The organism is Niabella terrae, from assembly GCF_054783135.1.
Window position 1 is genome coordinate 914095 of the sequence record NZ_BAAGRD010000008.1, and the last position, 20749, is coordinate 934843.

At 47.7% G+C, this 20749-nt stretch carries 20 protein-coding genes; 5 read left to right on the top strand and 15 right to left on the bottom strand.

Going from position 1 to position 20749, the window contains the following annotated elements:
• Positions 1-10: 10 nt before the first annotated feature.
• The 5 genes from ACYVI9_RS12055 to ACYVI9_RS12075 form a co-directional block, all read right to left on the bottom strand.
• On the bottom strand, positions 11-1030 hold the full coding sequence (locus ACYVI9_RS12055; RefSeq protein ID WP_460764818.1) for a glycoside hydrolase family 43 protein: 1020 nt from the start codon (positions 1028-1030) through the stop codon (positions 11-13).
• Positions 1031-1041: 11 nt separating this feature from the next.
• A complete protein-coding gene (locus tag ACYVI9_RS12060) occupies positions 1042-2484 on the bottom strand; it encodes an MFS transporter (protein WP_460764819.1) in 1443 nt (480 codons plus the stop codon).
• 20 nt (positions 2485-2504) lie between these two features.
• The gene (locus ACYVI9_RS12065; RefSeq protein ID WP_460764820.1) at positions 2505-3635 is read right to left on the bottom strand and encodes an endo-1,4-beta-xylanase; all 1131 of its coding nucleotides are present in this window, start codon (positions 3633-3635) and stop codon (positions 2505-2507) included.
• Positions 3636-3737: 102 nt separating this feature from the next.
• Positions 3738-5066, bottom strand: coding sequence for a xylose isomerase (gene xylA, locus ACYVI9_RS12070; protein ID WP_460764821.1), 1329 nt, complete (start codon positions 5064-5066; stop codon positions 3738-3740).
• Between the two features lie 41 nt (positions 5067-5107).
• Positions 5108-6601, bottom strand: a complete 1494-nt coding sequence (locus ACYVI9_RS12075; protein WP_460764822.1) for a xylulokinase — start codon at positions 6599-6601, stop codon at positions 5108-5110.
• Between the two features lie 383 nt (positions 6602-6984).
• On the opposite strand from ACYVI9_RS12075, the gene ACYVI9_RS12080 reads away from it, so the two are divergent.
• Positions 6985-8046, top strand: a complete 1062-nt coding sequence (locus tag ACYVI9_RS12080) for a LacI family DNA-binding transcriptional regulator (protein WP_460764823.1) — start codon at positions 6985-6987, stop codon at positions 8044-8046.
• 95 nt (positions 8047-8141) lie between these two features.
• Here the strand turns inward: ACYVI9_RS12080 and ACYVI9_RS12085 are convergent, their stop codons facing one another.
• On the bottom strand, positions 8142-8339 hold the full coding sequence (locus ACYVI9_RS12085; protein ID WP_460764824.1) for a hypothetical protein: 198 nt from the start codon (positions 8337-8339) through the stop codon (positions 8142-8144).
• Positions 8340-8496: 157 nt separating this feature from the next.
• Between ACYVI9_RS12085 and ACYVI9_RS12090 the strand changes: the two genes are divergently transcribed.
• The 3 genes from ACYVI9_RS12090 (at position 8497) to ACYVI9_RS12100 (ending at position 10730) form a co-directional block, all read left to right on the top strand.
• Complete coding sequence (locus ACYVI9_RS12090) at positions 8497-8829, top strand: hypothetical protein (protein WP_460764825.1); 333 nt, start codon at positions 8497-8499, stop codon at positions 8827-8829.
• The gene (rimO, locus tag ACYVI9_RS12095; protein ID WP_460764826.1) at positions 8801-10108 is read left to right on the top strand and encodes a 30S ribosomal protein S12 methylthiotransferase RimO; all 1308 of its coding nucleotides are present in this window, start codon (positions 8801-8803) and stop codon (positions 10106-10108) included. The genes ACYVI9_RS12090 and rimO overlap by 29 nt, the downstream gene beginning before the upstream one ends.
• A 241-nt stretch (positions 10109-10349) precedes the next feature.
• Positions 10350-10730, top strand: coding sequence for a septal ring lytic transglycosylase RlpA family protein (locus tag ACYVI9_RS12100; protein ID WP_460764827.1), 381 nt, complete (start codon positions 10350-10352; stop codon positions 10728-10730).
• Between the two features lie 140 nt (positions 10731-10870).
• Here ACYVI9_RS12100 and fbaA read toward each other — a convergent pair whose 3' ends face one another.
• Positions 10871-11938 (bottom strand): class II fructose-bisphosphate aldolase, encoded by a 1068-nt coding sequence (gene fbaA, locus ACYVI9_RS12105; RefSeq protein WP_460764828.1) that lies wholly within the window; start codon positions 11936-11938, stop codon positions 10871-10873.
• A 234-nt stretch (positions 11939-12172) separates the two neighbouring features.
• Positions 12173-13267 (bottom strand): hypothetical protein, encoded by a 1095-nt coding sequence (locus ACYVI9_RS12110; protein WP_460764829.1) that lies wholly within the window; start codon positions 13265-13267, stop codon positions 12173-12175.
• 190 nt (positions 13268-13457) lie between these two features.
• On the opposite strand from ACYVI9_RS12110, the gene ACYVI9_RS12115 reads away from it, so the two are divergent.
• Positions 13458-14165, top strand: a complete 708-nt coding sequence (locus tag ACYVI9_RS12115) for a lysophospholipid acyltransferase family protein (protein WP_460764930.1) — start codon at positions 13458-13460, stop codon at positions 14163-14165.
• Positions 14166-14201: 36 nt separating this feature from the next.
• Here the strand turns inward: ACYVI9_RS12115 and hisIE are convergent, their stop codons facing one another.
• From hisIE to hisD, 7 genes are all read right to left on the bottom strand, one after another.
• Positions 14202-14798, bottom strand: coding sequence for a bifunctional phosphoribosyl-AMP cyclohydrolase/phosphoribosyl-ATP diphosphatase HisIE (hisIE, locus tag ACYVI9_RS12120; protein ID WP_460764830.1), 597 nt, complete (start codon positions 14796-14798; stop codon positions 14202-14204).
• Positions 14799-14863: 65 nt separating this feature from the next.
• A complete protein-coding gene (gene hisF / locus ACYVI9_RS12125; RefSeq protein ID WP_460764831.1) occupies positions 14864-15619 on the bottom strand; it encodes an imidazole glycerol phosphate synthase subunit HisF in 756 nt (251 codons plus the stop codon).
• A gap of 47 nt (positions 15620-15666) precedes the next feature.
• Entirely contained in the window at positions 15667-16392 is a 726-nt protein-coding gene (gene hisA, locus ACYVI9_RS12130; protein WP_460764832.1) for a 1-(5-phosphoribosyl)-5-[(5-phosphoribosylamino)methylideneamino]imidazole-4-carboxamide isomerase, read from the bottom strand.
• A 28-nt stretch (positions 16393-16420) separates the two neighbouring features.
• The gene (gene hisH, locus ACYVI9_RS12135; RefSeq protein ID WP_460764833.1) at positions 16421-17065 is read right to left on the bottom strand and encodes an imidazole glycerol phosphate synthase subunit HisH; all 645 of its coding nucleotides are present in this window, start codon (positions 17063-17065) and stop codon (positions 16421-16423) included.
• A gap of 28 nt (positions 17066-17093) precedes the next feature.
• The gene (gene hisB / locus ACYVI9_RS12140) at positions 17094-18290 is read right to left on the bottom strand and encodes a bifunctional histidinol-phosphatase/imidazoleglycerol-phosphate dehydratase HisB (protein WP_460764834.1); all 1197 of its coding nucleotides are present in this window, start codon (positions 18288-18290) and stop codon (positions 17094-17096) included.
• A 37-nt stretch (positions 18291-18327) separates the two neighbouring features.
• Positions 18328-19413 (bottom strand): histidinol-phosphate transaminase, encoded by a 1086-nt coding sequence (gene hisC, locus ACYVI9_RS12145; RefSeq protein WP_460764835.1) that lies wholly within the window; start codon positions 19411-19413, stop codon positions 18328-18330.
• A 34-nt stretch (positions 19414-19447) separates the two neighbouring features.
• Entirely contained in the window at positions 19448-20737 is a 1290-nt protein-coding gene (hisD, locus tag ACYVI9_RS12150; RefSeq protein WP_460764836.1) for a histidinol dehydrogenase, read from the bottom strand.
• Positions 20738-20749: the final 12 nt, after the last annotated feature.

Sequence of the window (20749 nt, forward strand, 5' to 3'; positions counted from 1 at the left end):
AAGCAGGTACTTAAAAATGATAAGGGCGTATGGTCTGAATATTGCCGGCGTCATCGTAGAACAATTCACTCATTTTAACCGACCTTAAATGGGTAATTCCTTTGGACAGGCAACTGTCGTGGTAAAATAAATACCATTTATTTTCAAAGCATACGATGGAATGATGGGAAGTCCAGCCCACCACAGGTTCCAATATTCTACCCCTATAGGTAAATGGCCCATAGGGCGTTTCACCCACCGCGTAACAGATAAAATGGGTATCACCCGTGGAGTAGGAGAAGTAATACCGTCCCTGATATTTATGCATCCAGGAAGCTTCAAAAAAGCGTCGGTCATGATCACCAGCCTGAAGGGGCTGACCTGCTTCATCCAGGATGGTAATTTCACGTACAGGTTCTGCAAATTCCATCATATCATCCCGAAGTCGTGCAACCCGTGGGCCCAGCGCTGCTGCGCCGGATTCCGGTTCCTGATGATGCAGATCGAATTGATTGTCCCGGTAATGTTGCAATTGACCGCCCCAAATGCCCCCAAAATACAAATAGGCCTGGCCGTCATCATCTATAAAGGAAGCCGGGTCAATGGAGTAGCTGCCCGTAATGGGCTGGGGCGCGGCCTTGAATGGCCCTTCCGGACGATCGCTGACTGCTACCCCGATCTGAAAGATCCCATCCGCTTTTTTGGCAGGGAAGTACAAATAATAAGCATTGTTTTTAAAAGCAGCGTCCGGGGCCCAGAGTTGCTTTTGCGCCCAGGGTACCTCATCGATATCCAGTGCGATGCCGTGATCGGTAATTTTTCCACCGACCTGATCCATAGAAAAAACATGATAATCTTCCATGGCAAAATGACTCCCCAGGTCATCAAAAGGGATGCCGGCGTCAATATCATGTGATGGATAGAAATAAAGACGATTGTTGAATACATGTGCGGAAGGATCCGCGGTAAACAAATGGGTAACCAGAGGTTGTGAAATGGCTTTCTGATTCAGGGCATCAAAATCTATATGGTCAATGGGATCTTCCGGCATATGAAATCATTTTAAGATGATAGGCCCGCTCTTCTTTCTTTGAGCGTTTTCTCAATTTCGTTTTCAGTTTTTTTGTCAATTTTGTAAAAGAACATCAGGCCCACTCCGATTAAAAATGGGATAGAAGCGAATACACTGACCAGCAGTTTGGTCGCCTCAACTGCGGTCGCCGATTGAACGGCTGTATTGGGCGTATAGCCATAATGGTCCAGGATGCTGGTGATGAGTGCGGAGCCGATACTCAGGCCAGCTTTCAAACCTACCATCATCGCTGAAAAAATAATCGCCGTGGCCCGGTGATTGGTTTTCCATTCATTGTAATCGGCTACATCGGCGATCATGGCCCAGAGCAGGGGAATGGTAATACCGTAAAAGAAACCATGCAGGACTTGTGATAGAAAAATTAGCGCCACTGATTGTGGCGGGATAAAATAAAAAGCCAGAATAAACAGGGTGGAAATAAAAAGCGCAATTGCGAACACATCCCTTTTGCCAAATTTATCCGCCAGAGATTTGGAAAAGGTAATGCCGATGATCATGCAGATAATTCCGCCTGCGTTGAATAATCCGAAACCAGCCGCCACGGGATCTTCGCCAAAGAAGTCCAATCCGATCGCTGCCAGCGCGTGGTTGATCGGGGTTACAAACTGACTTAGATTGTCTGCCGCTACGAAGTTTTTAAAATAATATACATAGGCGCCGCCTTTCATGGCCAGGGTAATAAATACCAGCGTGGTCAATACCAGCATAATTACCCAGGGACGATTCCGGAACAGGTCCGCGAAGTCCTCTTTCAGAGAAGATTGCTGTTCGGGTTTGGGAATGATTCTTTCACGGGTTGTAAAGAAAGTAATCAACAGCATCAGGGTCCCGATGATCGCCAGCCAGGTCATCACAATTTCGATACCGCGGGCCCTGTCTCCACCGCCGGCAGTTTCGATGATGGGTAGCATAAAAACCTGTACGAAGAACTGTGCGAACATGACGGCCACGAACCGGTAAGCCGACAAGCTGTTGCGTTCTTTCATATCACCGGTAATAACGCCGCTCAGTGCTGAATACGGAAGGTTGTTGGCTGCGTACAGCAGCAGCAAAAGGGAATAGGTAATGACGGCATAGATCAGTTTTCCTTTATAGGAAAACTGGGGCGTTGTGAATGCCAGCAGAGCCACGATACCCAGAGGAACGGCTGTCCATAGAATCCAGGGTCTGAACTTTCCCCATCTCGAACGGGTGCGATCTGCCAGGGCACCGATGATGGGATTAAAGCCAAATGCAGCCAGGAGCCCCACTATAAGCATGATCAAAGAAGCGTCATCCGGTTGTAGTCCGTAGATATCCGTATAGAAATAAGCCAGGTAGGTCATCAGGGTCTGGAACACCAGATTGGCGGCCAGATCCCCCAGACTATAACCCAGTTTCTCGATTTTTGACAATTGCTGCAATGCATTCATGGAAGTGGAGATGAATATTGTTAGTTGACTTCAATTGCCCGGACCTTAAAATAGGCGGGCTTGGGTTGACTGTCGCGGTCAAAGAGTAAGGGATAATTGGTGCGTCCCGGCACCGGCCAGTTATTGAGCCAGGACTGCCGGTCGTTGACCCCCCAGAAGCTGATCCGGGTGATTTGCTGGCGGTATTTAACGAAAAGCCGGAACAGCCGCTCATAATCTGCCGCCAATTGCTGTTGTTGGGCTTGGGGAAGTCCAGTCGGGTAAGGATTCAGCGCAGGGTCTGCGGCAAAGCGCTGGCTGATTTCAGCACCCGAAAGCTTGGGCGGTGCCGGCAACACATTCAAATCCAGTTCGGTAATCGCTACTTTCAGACCCGCGGCTGCAAATTCCCGGATGCTTTGTTCGATGGCTTCGAATGGAACGGTACCTGAATGCCAGTGCCCCTGAATGCCGACCCCGTCGATGCGGGCGCCTTCTTTGCGGGCTTCTTCAATCAGCCGCAGTGCGCCTGCTCTTTTACGCGGTTGTTCAATATTATAATCGTTATAGTAAAGCGCTGCATCTGGAGCCGCTGTGGCTGCCAGTTTAAAGGCATCTGCGATATAGGCCGCACCCAGCTTTTCAAAGAAAATGGATTTACGATAGCTGCCATCTTCATTCAGGGCTTCATTGACCACATCCCATGAATCCACCTTACCGGCGTATCGGCTGACAATGGTATTTATATGTAGTTGAAGAAACGTTTGTAGTGAATCAGCTGATTGGATGCTTCGTACAAAATCAGGTAGCTGACTGTGCCAGATCAGGGTATGCCCCACAATATACATATCGCGGGTCTGGCCATAATTAATGAACCGATCCGCCCAGTTAAAATCAAATCGTCCCCATTGTGGATGAATATGCTCTGCCTTCATACCATTTTCAGCGGTGATGGCATTGAATTGCTGTCCAATCAGACTTTCCGTTCCTTTTTCAGGCGCAGCAACCTGGAGACTATCCAGGGCTGTTCCTATCAGGAAGGCGTTACGGAACTGATCTTTCAGGCCCTTGCTGTTGGTTGTAGCTATCTGTTGGCTGCCACCGCAGGCGGCCAGGGCAAGCAGACTGCCTGCCATCAGCAGTCTTATTTTACTGTTGAAGCCATACATCATAATTCAGTTTTATGGGACCAGCGGTTATCCGACTACTCCTGATAGGGTAGCCCGGCCGGGCCGGGGCGATACCAGGTATCAGCCATTCACCGGATCCTGAGCTCAGATATATTTATTGATAAGTAATTCAAACCATTCCTGTCTGCCACTGATGGGTTGCGGTGCCGCTCCGTTCAGTGCCAGATTTCTTAGATCTTCCAGTGACAGTGCACCTGTTTCAAAGGCCTTACCCTGCTCACTGTCAAAAGAGGCATAACGCTCCGTTCTGGCTTTCCGATAGTCGGATTCCTGCAGAATACGGTCAGCGATGATCAGTCCACGTGCGAAAGTGTCGATGCCGCCGATATGGGCGTAGAACAGATCTTCGGGGTCGGTGGAATTGCGCCGGATCTTGGCATCGAAATTAATACCTCCGTTTTTAAAGCCACCATTTTCCAGAATCACCAGCATGGCTTCTGCAATCTCGTTCAGGTTATTGGGAAACTGATCGGTGTCCCAGCCATTCTGATAATCGCCGCGATTGGCGTCGATACTGCCCAGCAGACCTGCATCCGCTGCTGCCTGTAGTTCATGCTGGAAGGTATGCCCCGCCAGGGTCGCATGATTGACTTCAATATTGAGGCTAAAGTCTTCGAGCAGGTCATATTGACGCAGGAAACCTATAACGGTTTCACTATCGTAGTCGTACTGGTGTTTGGTGGGCTCGCAGGGTTTGGGTTCAATATAGAACTGACCGGTAAAGCCGTTTTTGCGACCATAATCCCGGGCGGCTTGCAGGAAACGGGCCAAATGTTCTTTTTCCCGTTTCATGTTGGTATTCAGCAGACTCATATAACCTTCACGCCCACCCCAGAAAACATAATTGGCACCTTTCAGCCTGATCGTAGCATCCAGGGCTGCTTTTACCTGAACGGCTGCATGGGTCAGGACGGTAAAATCCGGATTGGTGGCCGCGCCATTCATAAATTTCTTATGGGTAAACAGATTGGCCGTACCCCAGAGTAATGATACGCCGCTGTCGGCCTGCTTTTGTTCCAGGTAGCCGGTAATCTGTTCCAGTCTGCGCTCGTTTTCAGCCAGGTCATCTCCGAAATCTACAACGTCCACATCATGGAAGCAGTAGAAGGGCACTCCCAGTTTGGTAATAAATTCAAAAGCGGCATCGGCTTTATCCCGCGCCCTGACCAAAGGATCATTACTGGCATTCCAGGCAAAATCCTGGGTGCTTACACCGAAAGGATCCGCACCCGTAGCGCAGAAGCTGTGCCAATAGGCTACAGCAAAACGCAACCAGTCCTTCATGGGTTTTCCGGCGACTTTTTTGTCGGCATCATACCATTTATAAGCCAATGGATTATCTGAAGCAGGTCCTTCATACCGGATGGCATCGATATTCTTGAAATAAGATTTTTCTCCAATAGTTACTGACATATAACTGAAATTTTAATTTATTTAATTTGGTAGTTTATTGTTTAGGATTCGTTGTTCATCTGATTTTCCAGTGTTGTTTTCCAGGACTGATACAGGGGTTCATACACTGCATTACCAGAAGGGGTCAAAATTCCGGTAGGCCGCCGCTGTGCCATAGCTTCCTGTGGGTCCTGGTAGATTCCGGCACCCACTCCTGCACCCAGGGCTGCGCCAAAACTTCCGTCACCTTCATAGAATTCTACTGTAGTACCCGTTACATTGGCAAATACCTCCAGAAATACTTCGCTAAGGAACATATTCGCCTTTGACGCCCGGATTACCTGGGGCCGGATATTGTTATGTTTCATGATATCAAAGCCATATCGAAATGCAAAAGCAATTCCTTCCTGCACGGCACGGTAGACCTCAGCCGGTTGGTGAATATTCAGGTCGAGCCGCTGCAGGCCGGCACCGATAATACGGTTGCCCAGCATGCGTTCGGCCCCATTGCCGAAGGGCAGAACCTGCAGGCCTGCACTGCCCGGCGCCACCGTAGCGGCTGCCCGGTTCATATCGGTATACGAGATATGACCTGCCATGGTATTTTTTACCCATCGGTTCATGATTCCGCACCCGTTGATATTCAGCAGGACGCCGATGCGATTTTGGCCCTTTTCGCGGAGGTGATTCACATGGGCAAAACTATTGATCCTTGAAGCTTGATCATAGGCCAGCTGATCGGTAACGGCATATATCACCCCGGAAGTCCCTGCGGTGGCCGCCACTTCACCGGGCTGCATTACATTTAGCGAAAAGGCATTGTTCGGCTGGTCGCCCGCCTTATAACTCACAGGTATTCCTGCCTTGAGTCCCAGCCGGGAAGCTACCCGTTCCATCAGATGACCATGTACTCCAAATACCGGCTGTATTTCCGGAAACATGCCGGCGTCAAAATCAAAATAGTTTAGTATTTCCGCTGAAAGTCGGCCGGTACTGAAATCCCAGAAAATGCCTTCTGATAGCGCAGCTGCCGAAGTGGTGGTGCTACCGGTAAATTTCATTGCGATGAAGTCACCCGGGAGCATCATTTTATCTATTTTCTCGTATATCCTGGGTTCATGGGCTTTTACCCAGGCCAGTTTACTGGCCGTAAAATTTCCGGGACTGTTCAGCAACCGGCTGAGACAGTTTTTCTCACCCAGCGCTTCGAAAGCCTTTTGACCGATCGCAACCGAGCGGCTGTCACACCAGATAATGGCATTTCTCAGCACATGCTGCTGCGCATCAATTAATACGAGTCCATGCATCTGATAAGCGATGCCAATGGCGGCGATATCAGTGGGCGTGTACGCACCGCTCTTATGGCATAACTGGATGGCCTGCTTGGTATCTTCCCACCATTGATCAGGGCTTTGTTCCGCCCAGCCGGGACGGCTGGCAATAATGGGCGCTTCCTGTTGGGGATATTGTGCCGAAGCAAGAATGCGTTGGTTAGCAGCATCCACCACTGTTGCTTTTACCGAAGAAGTTCCAATATCTACGCCTAATAGTAACATGTATTCAATCTTTTAATCCATCCATCCGGTTACTGGTGTTACAACGGTCCGGCTTGTGCATCCGGTCAGTTCATGATATCGGTTGCAAAAAAACTCGCCGATTACCGATTCCAGCCACCATCTGATCATATTCATCTGCTGAAAATGAGCCGAAGATGCCGTTTTGAAGTTAGGTAAACCCACTCAATATTCGTTTATTACTGTTTAATACCTTGGAATAACGGCCCAATCGTCTGCCTTTCCTGGCAGATGGCTCCGCTAAATTAGGAAAATAATTTAATATGCAACCGATTGCATAATTTTTTTTTAAACTTCTGGATTAAAGCAGGGAATTGACGGCTTTTTGCCTGTAATTTTACGGGTATTAGTATTCAGACCAAACCATGAAAGCAAAAAAAGATATAACGATCTACGATATTGCCGATAAAGTGGGCATGTCCTCTGCTACCGTAAGCCGGGCCTTACAGAATCACAAGGGGATCAGCGCCAAAACCAAGAAGAAAGTGGCGGAGGCTGCCAGGCAGATGGGCTACCGGCTGAACAAATCGGCCAGCAGTCTACGCTCCAAAAAGACCTATACCATCGGTGTGCTCGTCCATGAGTTGAATAGTAATTTCATTACATCCGTGCTTGCCGGCATAGAGAAAATTACGACCGAAGCAGGATACGATATTATTATTGCACATTCCGGAGAAAGCATGACCAAGGAGAAAGCCAATGCAGCCAACCTGTTCAGCAAGCGGGTGGACGGTTTGATGGCATCACTGGCTTTCGATACCGATAACCTCGATCATTTTGAAGCCTATCTGGACAATGATATTCCGGTCGTTTTTTTTGACCGGGCTGAAGAATCGAATGCGACCACCAAAGTGATTATCGATAATCAGCGCTGCGGTTATGAAGCGACCCGCCACTTGATCGATCAGGGTTGTAAACGAATTGCAATGGTCACCGCCAGTCTGAAACGGAATGTCTATGCCCTGCGTCATAAGGGCTATATGGCAGCCCTGCAGGAAGCGGGTATCAAGTACCAGAAACAATTGGTCTTTGTGACGGATCTGGGGGAGCAGGCCAGTGAACAGACCGCCCGAGCCATTCTGAAAATGCACCCTCGTCCGGATGGCGTTTTTGTAACCAACGATTTTGCTGCAGCGGTATGTATGCACACGTTTAAGGACCATGGTCTGGAAGTCCCCCGGGACATCGCCATCGTGGGATTTAATAATGATCCCATATCCAAAATCGTCCAACCCACACTTTCGACGATTGATTATCCGGGCATGGATATGGGAGCTATTGCCGCCCAGAACCTGATCAACCATTTGAAGGGCGTATCTGATCTAAACAATACCAATACCATTATTGTGAAATCCGAACTGATCACACGTCAGTCCTCATTGAAAGCTACCGCAGGAGCCAGGAAAGTTAAAGCGCAGGATAGTTGATTCCACTGACCGGATACCTGAGTTTTGATCGGTTTCGCTAAAATAATAAATCCTCAACCATTGTAGTGGGATACTGTCCTACCTGCCCGTTCAGGCTAAGATTTTTGGCTTAGTGATTTAGATTTGAAAAAATCAAATAAAAGTGAGGAGCAGCATCCAATGGAAGCCATGAACAGCAGTGTTTTACCTCCGGAATCCATCCCTTCCTTATAAAGCTTAGCAAATCCCCAGAAAGTAAAAGCGATAATACTTATATAGCGCACCAATTTTCCAAAAGAGTAATGATTTTTCATATCTCAATTTTCGGGTCAGCTGTTTCAGACCCTGTGATTATTTTCCCGTCTTTTCGATACCGCAAACCCGGATATAGGTTCCCGACCTCTTGTTCTCGCCAATTCAAGATACAAAAAATCGGGCAAACCGACTATCCCTTAAAAGCCGGCGGCAGGATTGACATTAATAAAACTTGGATTACTGCTGCGGTTGTTTGGGAGGACAAGGGAAGAAAGGGGAAGAAATATCCTGTCGTTGGCCGCTGACTTGTCCGTGTTTCGAAGTGTAAAAAAAGGGTGGTTTGAAGTCCCGGCAGCGGCTAATAATGCTTTGACAGAAGACGGCTCCTTCCTGCCCCTGGAAACCCACAACTTGATGATCAGCTCAAATAGCATAGTTTCTGAATCAGGGCTCGCTGTGGACTTTCACCGCCAGCTGCAAACTATCAACTATCTTTGCAGCTTAATTAATCAGAAGGAAATTGAAAGTAAGAACACTCAAGAAGGATAAAGTTAATATTATAACACTGGGTTGCAGCAAGAATATGGTGGACAGCGAAGTGCTGAGTGGGCAGCTCCGTGCCAACGAGATTGACGTGGTGCATGAGAATCGCCGGGTAGATCATAATATCGTTGTTGTCAATACCTGCGGATTTATTGATAAGGCAAAGGAAGAAAGTATTAATACCATTCTGGAGCAGGTAGAACTTAAAAAACAGGGGCATTTAGACAAGGTATACGTAACAGGCTGTCTTAGTGAACGTTATCGAAATAGCCTGGAAGAGGAAATTCCTGAAGTGGACGCATTTTTCGGCACCATGGAATTGCCACTGATCTTAAAACAATTTGAGGCGGATTACAAGGCGGAGCTGGTGGGTGAACGGATGCTGGCGACTCCCCGGCATTATGCTTATCTGAAAATATCGGAAGGCTGTAACCGGACCTGTGCATTTTGCGCGATTCCGTTGATGCGGGGTAAACACCTGAGTCGCCCGATCGAGGACCTGGTAAAGGAAGCGGAATTGCTGGTCAGCAGGGGCGTTAAAGAAATCATGCTGATTGCCCAGGAACTGACCTATTATGGACTTGATATCTACAAAAAGCGGATGCTGGCTGATTTGTTGCAGCGCCTCGCCGATGTTAAGGGCCTGGAATGGATTCGGCTGCATTATGCCTATCCGACCAAGTTCCCGCTGGAAATTCTGGACGTGATCCGGCAAAGAGACAATATTTGTAATTATCTGGACATGCCGCTGCAGCATGCTTCTGACCGTATTCTGGCTTCTATGAAACGCCAGATCAGTTCTTCAGAAATGAATGAGTTGATTGCCGCGATTCGGGAGAAAGTGCCGGGTATTTGCCTGAGAACAACGCTTATCGCTGGTTTTCCGGGTGAAACCCAGGATGATGTGGAACTGGTAAAAGCTTTTCTTGACCAGCACCGATTTGACCGGGTAGGCGTTTTTACCTATTCACATGAGGAGAATACAGGCGCTTACGATCTGGACGACAACCTGCCGCAGGAAGAAAAGGAGCGGCGGGCCCGGGAGATCATGGAACACCAGCAGGAAATTTCGTATGAACTGAATCAACAGAAGCTGGGCCGGACTTTCAAGACCATTATTGACAAGAAAGAAGCAGGACGTTATATCGGGCGTACCGAGTTCGATAGTGTGGAAGTAGACAATGAGGTAATCATCCCGGGTGACCGGCGATTGAAAATCGGTTCTTTTTATGATGTAAAGATTCTAAAAGCCTATGATTATGACCTGGAAGGTGTAATCGTTTAGTTTTGCCTATTATCGGCCGCTGGAAACCGCAGTTATGCGATTCAGCTAAATAGTCACATTGATTATCAATTGTTTATAATTTTTTTAGGCCAGATTGACAGCATTTTTGTAGTTTTTTTAAGAATTCTGGTCCTAACTTTGCACCTTATTTTGCATGTAAGTAAAATAACGTTATCAGGAGCTGCTGGAAGTTCGAAAGAAGTATACTGCAGCTTCGATTGTTTAACTAAAGATATCTCACATGAAGAAATTAGTCGTTTTAATTATCGTATTTCTTTTTAGTTATACGAACGGCTTTTCCCAGAAGTCTACAACACAAAAAGCATCTTATTATCACAGTAAATTCAATGGCCGTAAAACAGCGACCGGTGATATTTACCGCGATTACTTATTGACTGCTGCGTCTAATATTTATAAATTAGGCACTAAATTGCTGGTTACCAATAAAAAAAATGGTAAAAGTGTGCAAGTCGTCGTCAATGACCGTATGGCACCTTCGATCAAAGGAAGAGTGGATCTTTCCAAATCCGCCTTTCAGAAGATCGCACAAACCCGGCACGGCGTTGTACCGGTAGAAGTAAAAGTGATTGAAGGCTCAAAAGGGGATAGCGAAACCCTGTAAATTTTAAGTAATAGCAAAAAGTAACTGACCCCCGCGTTTGCGGGGGTTTTTAGTTTTTAGACAAACCCCATCGGATGGGGATATTAAAAAACCCGGCCGAAGCCGGGTTCTGGATATTTGAAGTTCACTGAAAGTGCAACTTAGGCATTTTTACCAATACAGTTCAGATCCTGGAAGGCGGTTTCGAGACGTTTTACAAATGTCTCTTCACCTTTGCGTAACCAAACGCGGGGATCGTAGTATTTTTTGTTGGGTTTGTCATCCCCTTCAGGATTACCCAGTTGCCCCTGGAGATAGGCTTCATTTTTCTTGTAATAATCAAATACGCCTTCAGCAAAAGCCCATTGCATATCTGTATCCAGGTTCATTTTAATTGCGCCATATCCGATGGCTTCGGTGATTTTTTCTTTCTCCGAACCACTTCCGCCATGGAATACAAAATATACAGGTTTATCACCGGTCTTGAATTTTTCAGCAATATACTTCTGGCTGTTGTCCAGAATGGTGGGGGTCAGCTGAACGTTTCCGGGTTTATAAACGCCATGTACATTTCCAAAAGCAGCGGCAATGGTAAACATATTACTTACCTGGCTTAACTGCTCGTAAGCATAAGCGACTTCTTCCGGCTGGGTATATAATCTGGAATTGTCAATATCTGTATTGTCTACGCCATCCTCTTCACCACCGGTAACACCCAATTCAATTTCAATGCTCATACCCAGGGGTGCCATACGTTTGAAGAACTCTACTGACGTGGCGACGTTTTCTTCAATGGGCTCTTCGCTCAGGTCCAGCATATGAGAGCTGTACAGGGGTTGACCTTTTTCTTTATAGAATTTTTCACCCTCGTCGATCAGCGTACTGATCCAGGGCAGCCATTTTTTAGCCGCGTGATCGGTGTGCAGCACCACGGGAACACCGTAATATTTAGCCACTGTATGTACATGCAGGGCACCGCTTACAGCGCCATAAATATTAGCCTGTAAATTATCATTGGGCATGGCCTTTCCGGCAAAAAACTGAGCGCCACCGTTACTGAACTGAATCATTACGGGTGAATTCACTTTGGCGGCCGTCTCTAAAACCGCATTGACGCTGTCTGTACCCACTACATTGACTGCAGGTAGGGCGAAATTATTGTCTTTAGCATCATTGTAAAGGGCTTCAAGCTCTTTGCCGTGCAGGACGCCGGCTTTGTATTTGCTCATTTTTTCTAAAAATTGGGTTTTAAAATAAAATATCGTGTGTTTGAAACACGGGGTCGCTAAGATAGCAATAATCGGTGAAAAATTAAAAATAATCAGCGGGCTTTCAAGTCCTTTTTGTCAGGATTAGCAAGGGTTTCGAATGATATCGGTTGCATTCGGATGCCGGGACCGGTAGCATCCTTTTTCCTTTTCTCAGGGCGGTTTGCCGCTCTCATTCGGCCGGCGGGTTCATGCTCACTGTTTTCGTCGGGTCAGCATCCGGGTTTTTTCCTGGATCAGTTTGAGGTTACCCCTTAGCATGTATTTGAGGTGGAGCTTCAGCAATTGTCCCATGGAATTACAGCGGTTAAAAGCTTCGGTTTTAAATTCCTCATTCAAGTGGCGGGCCAGGGCCAGCTGTTTGTCAAGCGGAGCGATGGTGTCCCGGGACATGATATTGAGCAGTTCCATCAGCCGGAACCGGGTTACGGCGACCCGATAAGCCATGGCCGATCGTTCTTCCGCCTTATACTGTTCAATCGATTGGGAATTCAGTTGCTGCAGCACGGTCTGTACAAACAGGTTATTCTCTTTGAAGAATTGGGGTTTATAGAGCTGTTTTCGGCCTTCATAGGATTGTTGGTCAAAATCGATTGCCCGGATCCGGTATTGGTAACTTTCTATATCGGGGGTGGCAACAACAACAAAATTATAGGCCCGCATATCGCCCAGCAGCCGTACAAAACACCGTTCATTGAATTTGACAAATTCCTTGGCAAGTCGGGTTTTATTCGTCTCTTTCTGATTCAGGTACTGCTCCAGGAATACATCACCCGCGACGCCAGGGATATGTTCCTCGACAAGGGTACCGCCATCGGTATAAAAGGTAATCCGGTTCGGCGAAAGAAAATGTTCCAGCTCCAGACCGTAGACCCTGGAGGCATCCGTAATTTTGATATAATAATGGTCAAAATTGGCGTTGTATTTATTAACAATACGGATCCGGAAGGGCAGGGAATTGCCGAAAGAGCAGTAATCAATTCTGGCCACATCCAGCTGATCGGCAAAACTCATATCTCCTTCTGTTTTCAATACCGCATAAATCTGCACCAGCCCTTCCCGCAGGAAATCCCAGTCTCTTTTATCGTAAATGGCTTTTTCCCAATATGTAGCATTGCCGGCCGCATCCTGAATTGGGACAGACCAGGTAAAATTCAACAAATCCCTATGGGATACCGGGAGACTGACTTCCCGGCCCTGGCGGACAAGGTAATTGGCCAGCTCGGCATTAACAGGATAGAGCAGTTTCTTACGTGAAGGTTTATTATTTTGAAGTTCCTGGATGTTCACCGGCTCAAGTTAGCAATTATGGGCGGCATTTGGAACAGGCGGGCAATTGAGGTTCAGAAAGTGCGGGAATTTTCAGCTGTGTAAAAAATAATTGCGTTATTATGCAGTTTAATTCTGTTAAACTATTACTTTGCCGTATTGAATGCGAAAACTGATCAATAGACTAAAACGTACCAATCTTGTGAGAAAAATGGTACATGTCGTTGTAGGCTTGTCTACCTATCCAGGCATTGCTATTGTCAATCGGCTGAGAATCAAAGGCGCCACGCATCTGAAACAATTACCGGATTCGAATGTACTGTTTGTCTGTAACCACCAGACTTATTTTCTGGATGTCATCACTTTGTTTCACATTTTTTCAGCCATCAAATGGGGGAAGCGTACGCGGTTGGGTTTACCGTATTATTTTCTGAATCCTTTTACGCGGGTCAATTATGTGGCCGCGGAACAGACCATGAAAAGCAGCTGGATGAGCCGTTTGTTTCTGTTGGCCGGCGGCCTGACCGTCCGCAGGACCTGGAACGAAAGCAGTCAGGAACAACGGAGCGGACTGGATCCCAGTGATACCCGGAAAATTGAACGTTCCCTGCAGCGGAACTGGATTATAACTTTTCCCCAGGGCACCACCACGCCTTATGCGCCTGCAAGAAAGGGGACGGCGTTGATCATTAAACACCACAAGCCCATTGTGATTCCGGTTGTCATCAATGGATTTTCAAAAGCATTTAATAAAACGGGGGTGAGTCTGCGTAAAAAAGGGACGCGCTTGACGGTAACTTTCAAGGAGCCGCTGGAAATTGATTATGAAGCTTCTGCCCAACAGATTACCGCCCAACTGATGGATGCCATCGAACAGAGTAAAGCCTTTATACCCGAAGTGCTGAAACACCATTCCTAGACACCCCGGTACACAAAACTATCACTCGATCACGAACTATTTTTTGTGTCTGCTTTCCAGTACCTCAAGGACCTCAGAAAGTTGATACCCTTTTGCCTGCAGCAATACCAGATAATGAAACATCAGGTCGGCTGCTTCACCCAGGAACAGGTCCTTATTATCGTCTTTGGCCTCGATGACAATCTCCACTGCTTCTTCACCCACCTTCTGTGCAATTTTGTTGATGCCCTTGGCGAATAGTGAAGCCGTATAGGACTTTTCAGTGGGATGGTCTTTACGGTCTTTGATTACTTTTTCCAGCGCCTGCAACGAGAAAATATCATTGGCTTTACCAAAACAGCTGATATCACCGGTATGGCAGGTAGGCCCCTGGGGACTGGCCTTGATCAATAAAGTATCCTGATCACAATCCGTCAGGATTTCATTAACGTTCAGAAAATGTCCGGAACTTTCTCCCTTGGTCCACAAGCGCTGTTTGCTGCGACTGTAGAACGTGACCCGGCCTTCCTGGCGGGTCTTTTCGAGTGCTTCCGCATTCATAAAGCCCAGCATAAGTACTTCAAGTGTGCCGGCATCCTGGATAATTACAGGCATCAGGCCGTCGGGGTATTTAGAAAAATCGGGAGATATCATATCGTATTTTTTATCTGTTTAATTATACTGCCTGCGAAGCAGGCATATCCAAAATTGCCGGATCGCTACAAACGTACTTCAATGTTTTCTTGTTTCAGATAGGATTTCAGTTCTTTTATTTCAATTTCTCTGAAATGAAAAATGCTGGCAGCCAGGGCCGCATCGGCGTGCCCCTCCGTAAAAATCTCTTTAAAATGCGTCAGCGTACCTGCGCCTCCGGAAGCGATTACCGGTATATTTACGGACTGGCTGATGGTCGCCGTTATTGCTGTAGCAAATCCCGCCTTGGTCCCGTCATTTTCCATTGAAGTCAGCAGGATTTCACCGGCGCCATAGTCCCGGCACTGACGGACCCATTCGGTTGCCAGCAGCGGGGTAGGCGTTCGGCCACCGTGGGTAACTACTTTCCAGATGCCGTCAAACAGTTTGATATCGACCGCCACCACCACACATTGGCTGCCAAAATTCCTGGCCAGTTCTTCAATCAGGGCCGGTCTTTTTACGGCGGAAGTATTAACAGATATCTTGTCGGCTCCATTTTCCAGTAGTAGGGAAACGTCATCAACGGAATTGATACCGCCGCCCACCGTAAAAGGAATATTGATATGGGTCGCGATCTTGCGGACCAGTGTTGCCAGGGTCCTGCGTTTATCGACGGTAGCGGTAATATCCAGAAAAACCAGTTCGTCGGCACCTTCACGGCTGTAACGCATGGCCAGTTCCACAGGATCACCTGCGTCACGCAAAGCCACAAAATTGGTGCCTTTGACGGTCCGGCCATCTTTAATATCCAGACAGGGTATGATTCTTTTTGCGAGCATATGTTCTAATCTAAAATGATGTCATTACAAAACAGGATCCTGCATGCTCAGGACCGGCTGTTGAATGTCTCCAGCTCCCGGAGGCTAATTTTTTGTTCATAAATGGCTTTCCCGACAATTGCACCATTACAGCCCACGGCCTGTAAGGCTTCCAGATCGGCCAGACTGCTTACACCGCCGCTGGCTATTAGCTCAATACCAGGCACTTCATCCAGAAGATAACGATAAAGTTCAGTGGCACTGCCTTCCAGCAGCCCGTCTTTACTAATATCGGTACAAAAGAAACGGTTCAGTCCCTTGGTTTTATAATTGCGGATAAAATCAATGATGTCCAGGTCGGTGGATTCCGTCCATCCCCTGACCTGGATTTTCCGGTCCAGTACATCTGCCCCCAGGATAAAATGTGCCGCCCCGTAGGTTTCCATCCATTGTAACATCAGTGCTTCGTTTTTAACGGCGACGCTGCCGATAGCGGCATAGGTAGCCCCTGAATTAAAGGCGATGGCCAGGTTCTCATCACTGCTGATACCGCCGGAAAAATCTATTTGCAAGGCAGTGTGACCGGCAATCTGTTCCAGTACTTTCCAGTTTTTCACCTTTCCGGCCTTGGCACCATCCAGGTCTACCAGGTGCAGGCGCACCAGGCCTGCGTCTTCGAAACTACGGGCCACCTCCAATGGATTTTCATTGTATATTTTTTTTTGTTGGTAATCACCCTTACTGAGTCTTACACATTTACCTTCTATAATGTCAATGGCAGGAATGATTTGCATAAGGAATTTTATTGCTTGTAATCTTTGTTTATAATGATAAAAAATTCTGTAGCACCCGCTGGCCGGCATCCGCGCTTTTTTCCGGGTGAAATTGCACGCCGTAAAAATTGTCGCGGTGCAGCGCTGCGCTGAAGGTCTCTCCATAATAGGTCGTAGCGATACTGTCAGGATGGACCGCAGCGCAATAGCTGTGCACGAAATAAAAATAGCTGTCATCCGGAACACCCTGGAATAGCGGATCTTCCTTACACTGGATATTATTCCAGCCCATTTGCGGGATCTTTAGGGTGGGAGACTGGAATCGTCTGACTTCCGTATCAAAGATGCCCAGACAGGTCGTGTCATTCTCTTCGCTGTGCCGGCAAAGTAGCTGCATGCCAAGGCAAATGCCCAACAGGGGTTGGGTGGCATTCAGGATCAACTGGTCCAGCCCGCGCTGTTTGAGATAGTCCATGGCCGTACTGGCTTCACCGACACCTGGAAAGATTATTTTAGCCGCCGACTGAATCTGTTCGGGGTCATCAGTAACCCGGGCCTGGACACCAATGCGTTCCAGTGCAAAAAGTACCGACTGAATATTGCCGGCATTGTATTTTATGATAACCAGTTCCCCGCCGCCGCCTTTAACCTGTGGCGCGGTTGCGATTGCCGGTTCATTGATATTTTTATTCATTTCGAGATTCATTATATGCTGCAGGTACTCAGACAATACCTTTGGTGGTGGGCAGTTGCCGGTTATCGGGACTGCGCCGGATGGCCATTTTGATGGCTTTTGCCAGGCCTTTGAAAATAGCTTCGATCTTATGATGCTCGTTTTCACCTTCGGCTTTGATATTCAGGTTGCATTTAGCTGCATCACTAAAGGACTTGAAGAAATGGTAGAACATTTCTGTTGGCATTTCGCCGATCTTTTCGCGTTTAAACTCAGCTTCCCAGACCAGCCAGGGACGGCCGCCAAAATCGATAGCCACCTGGGCGAGGCAATCATCCATTGGTAACAGGAATCCGTACCGTTCCATTCCGGCTTTATTACCCAGGGCCTGTTGAAATGCTTCGCCCAATGCGATGGCGGTATCCTCGATGGTATGGTGTTCATCAATATGAAGATCACCCCTGGTATTAATTTTCAGGTTGATGCCACTGTGGCGCCCCAGTTGGTGCAGCATATGATCAAAAAAGCCCAGGCCGGTTTGTATATCACAGATGCCTGCGCCGTCCAGGTTGATTTCGACATCTATTTTTGTTTCATTGGTATGACGGCTGTGTTGAACCCTCCGGGCTTCCAGTTGGAGGTGCCCGTAAATATCCTCCCAGTTTTTAGTTTTCAGCACAATGGTGGATTCCAGCTCTTTTAGCGAGGAAGCAATCTCATCGGCCCCCAGGGACTCATCCAGGTTGAGCCAGATGCCTTTCGAGCCCAGATTTCTGGCCAGTTGCATATCGGTAATCCGGTCGCCGATCACATAGGAGCCCTTCAGGTCGTAGGCGGGATTATCTATATAGTCAACCAGCAGGCCTGTTCCCGGTTTGCGGGTCGGGGCCTCCTGTTCCGGAAAGGTTTTGTCGATAAATACTTTACTAAAAACGATCCCCTGGCTTTCCAGATTCCGCATCACCAGGTCCTGATAGGGCCAGAAGCTGGATTCGGGAAAAGCGTCGGTGCCCAGTCCGTCCTGATTGGTTATCATTACCAGTTCGAAATCCATTTCTTTGGCGATCCGGGACATCCAGATAAATACATCCGGGTAAAAAGTTATTTTTTCAATCGCATCCAGCTGGTAAGTCGGGGGCGCCTCATTGATTAAAGTGCCATCCCTGTCAATAAAGAGCACTTTACGGGCGGGCGTCCGGCTGGCAGCCGGCTTGTTCGCGTTATTTGTTGTTTGAATCGGATCCATGCGCTTTAGATAAAATGATTTTAATTGATGAACCCGGTTAGGCTTCGGAAATTCCGGGATAGGCCTGCAGGGCGGTCATGAGTTTCTGATTTTCTTCGGGGGTGCCAACGGTAATGCGCAGGCATCCCTCAGCACCGGGCGTGGTACTGCGGTTGCGTACAATAATACCGCGGGTCTGCAGGTATTCGAAAACCTGTTGTGCACCGGTGATCTTCACCAGCAGGAAATTGGCATCCGAAGGATAGATTTTTTCGGTACCCGACCAGTCCTTTAAGGCATTTTCAAGCCATTCCCGCTGTTCGATCGTGCTGCGTGTCCAGTTATTGACCTGGTCAATATTCATCAATGCCTGCAAGGCCAGGGTCTGGGCGGCTGCATTGATATTATATGGATACTTGACATTGTTCATATAATGTATAATCTCTTTACTGGCAAAAGCCATTCCTACCCTGAGCGCTGCCAGACCCCAGGCCTTGGAAAGTGTCTGCATCACTACCAGGTTGGGATAGTCAATCAATTGCTGCGCAAATGTTTTCTGACGGGCATAATTGATATAAGCCTCATCGATCACTACGATGCCATCAAAATTATTCAGTACAATTTCAATATCCTGACGACGGATGCTGTTGCCGGTCGGGTTATTGGGAGAACAGATAAATATCATTTTTGTACGCTCATCGACAGCTGTTGCGATCGCTTCAATATCCATCTGATATTCGCTGTTGAGCGGCACTTCCCTGACGGCGATATTATTAATGGCTGCACTCACACTGTACATGCCATATGTAGGTGGCAGGGTAATAATATTATCGATGCCCGGTTCACAGAAAATCCGCATCAAAACATCAATGGCTTCATCGGAACCATTACCGGTAAAGATATGATCGACCGGTATCCCTTTAATTTCACTGATCCGTTGTTTTAACTGTAATTGAACGGGATCGGGGTATCGGTTGAGGCTTTCGTGAAAATTGCCGGTATCAAGGGAAACCGGTGAGCCAATCGCATTCTCATTCGCGTCAAGCATGACCGAAGCCTGACCGGTAAACTCATGTCTGGCCGTGGTATAAGGGGCGAGCTTCCGGATATTATCCCGGATAAGCGGGGTTAACTGAAAATCCATCTTGGTAATGACTTCTTAAAATTGGGCGTATTATTTAATTCTTTTGGGTTCTGGTATTCAAACGAACCTGTACAGCGGCGCTATGGGCCTGAAGACCTTCCGCATCCGCCATTGTAATCACCGTTGGGGCAATCTGTTTCAATCCTGCCTGGCTCAGTTGCTGGAAGGTGATTTTTTTATAGAAACTATCCAGCGATACACCACTGTAGGCCGTGGCATAACCGTTGGTAGGCAGGGTATGATTGGTGCCGCTGGCATAATCTCCCACTGATTCAGGAGAATAATTACCAATAAATACGGACCCGGCGGCTGTGATCTGTCGCAGCAGGGTGCTACTGGTCTTACAGGCCAGAATCAGGTGCTCCGGTGCATACATATTTGAAAATGCGATAGCATTTTTTAATTCTTTTACTACAATAATCCGGGCGTATTCCAGGGCGCGGGCGGCGATCTGTCGGCGTGCCAGCTGTGGTAGTTGCTGGTCCAGTGCCAACCGCACTTCCTGGGCGATATTTTCTGAAGTACAGACCAGCATCACCTGGGAGTCAGGGCCATGTTCTGCCTGCGCCAGCAAATCGGCGGCTACATATGCGGGTACGGCTGTTTTATCAGCAATTACCAGGACCTCCGAAGGGCCGGCAGGCATATCAATGGCCACCTTACTTTGCAACAATTGTTTGGCCGCCATTACATACTGGTTGCCCGGTCCGAAGATTTTATAAACTGCCGGAATGGTCTTGGTACCATAGGCCATGGCGGTAATAGCCTGGGCGCCCCCTACCTTAAATATTTTCTTGATGCCACAAATTGAAGCCGCATAGAGAATACTGTTATCGATCCTTCCTTTGGCATTGGGAGGCGTACAAAGGACTATTTCCTGGCAACCGGCCAGGGCAGCAGGAATGGCCAGCATCAGCACGGTAGAAAATAACGGTGCCGAGCCTCCGGGTATATACAGACCTACTTTTTCAATCGCACGGGATTCCCGCCAGCAGAAAACACCCCTGGTGGTTTCTATTTTGACCGTGGCCTGTTTCTGTGCCGCATGAAATTTCTGGATATTGGTTTTCGCAATCCCAATGGCTTTTTTCAGTTGAGGGTCGATCTGTTTTATGGCCACCTCCAGTTCTTTTTTGCTGACAGCAAGGCTTTTGAGCCGGACGCCGTCGAACTGTTCTGCATACCGCTTCAGCGCCGCGTCGCCGTTATTGGCCACATCGTATATGATTTTATTAACCGCAGGCGCAATGGCTGCGCTGTTTTGTACCGGCCGCTGACAGATTTGGGGCCAGGTCTTCTCGGAGGGGTATTTGTACAGTTTCAAAGCTTCAATTTA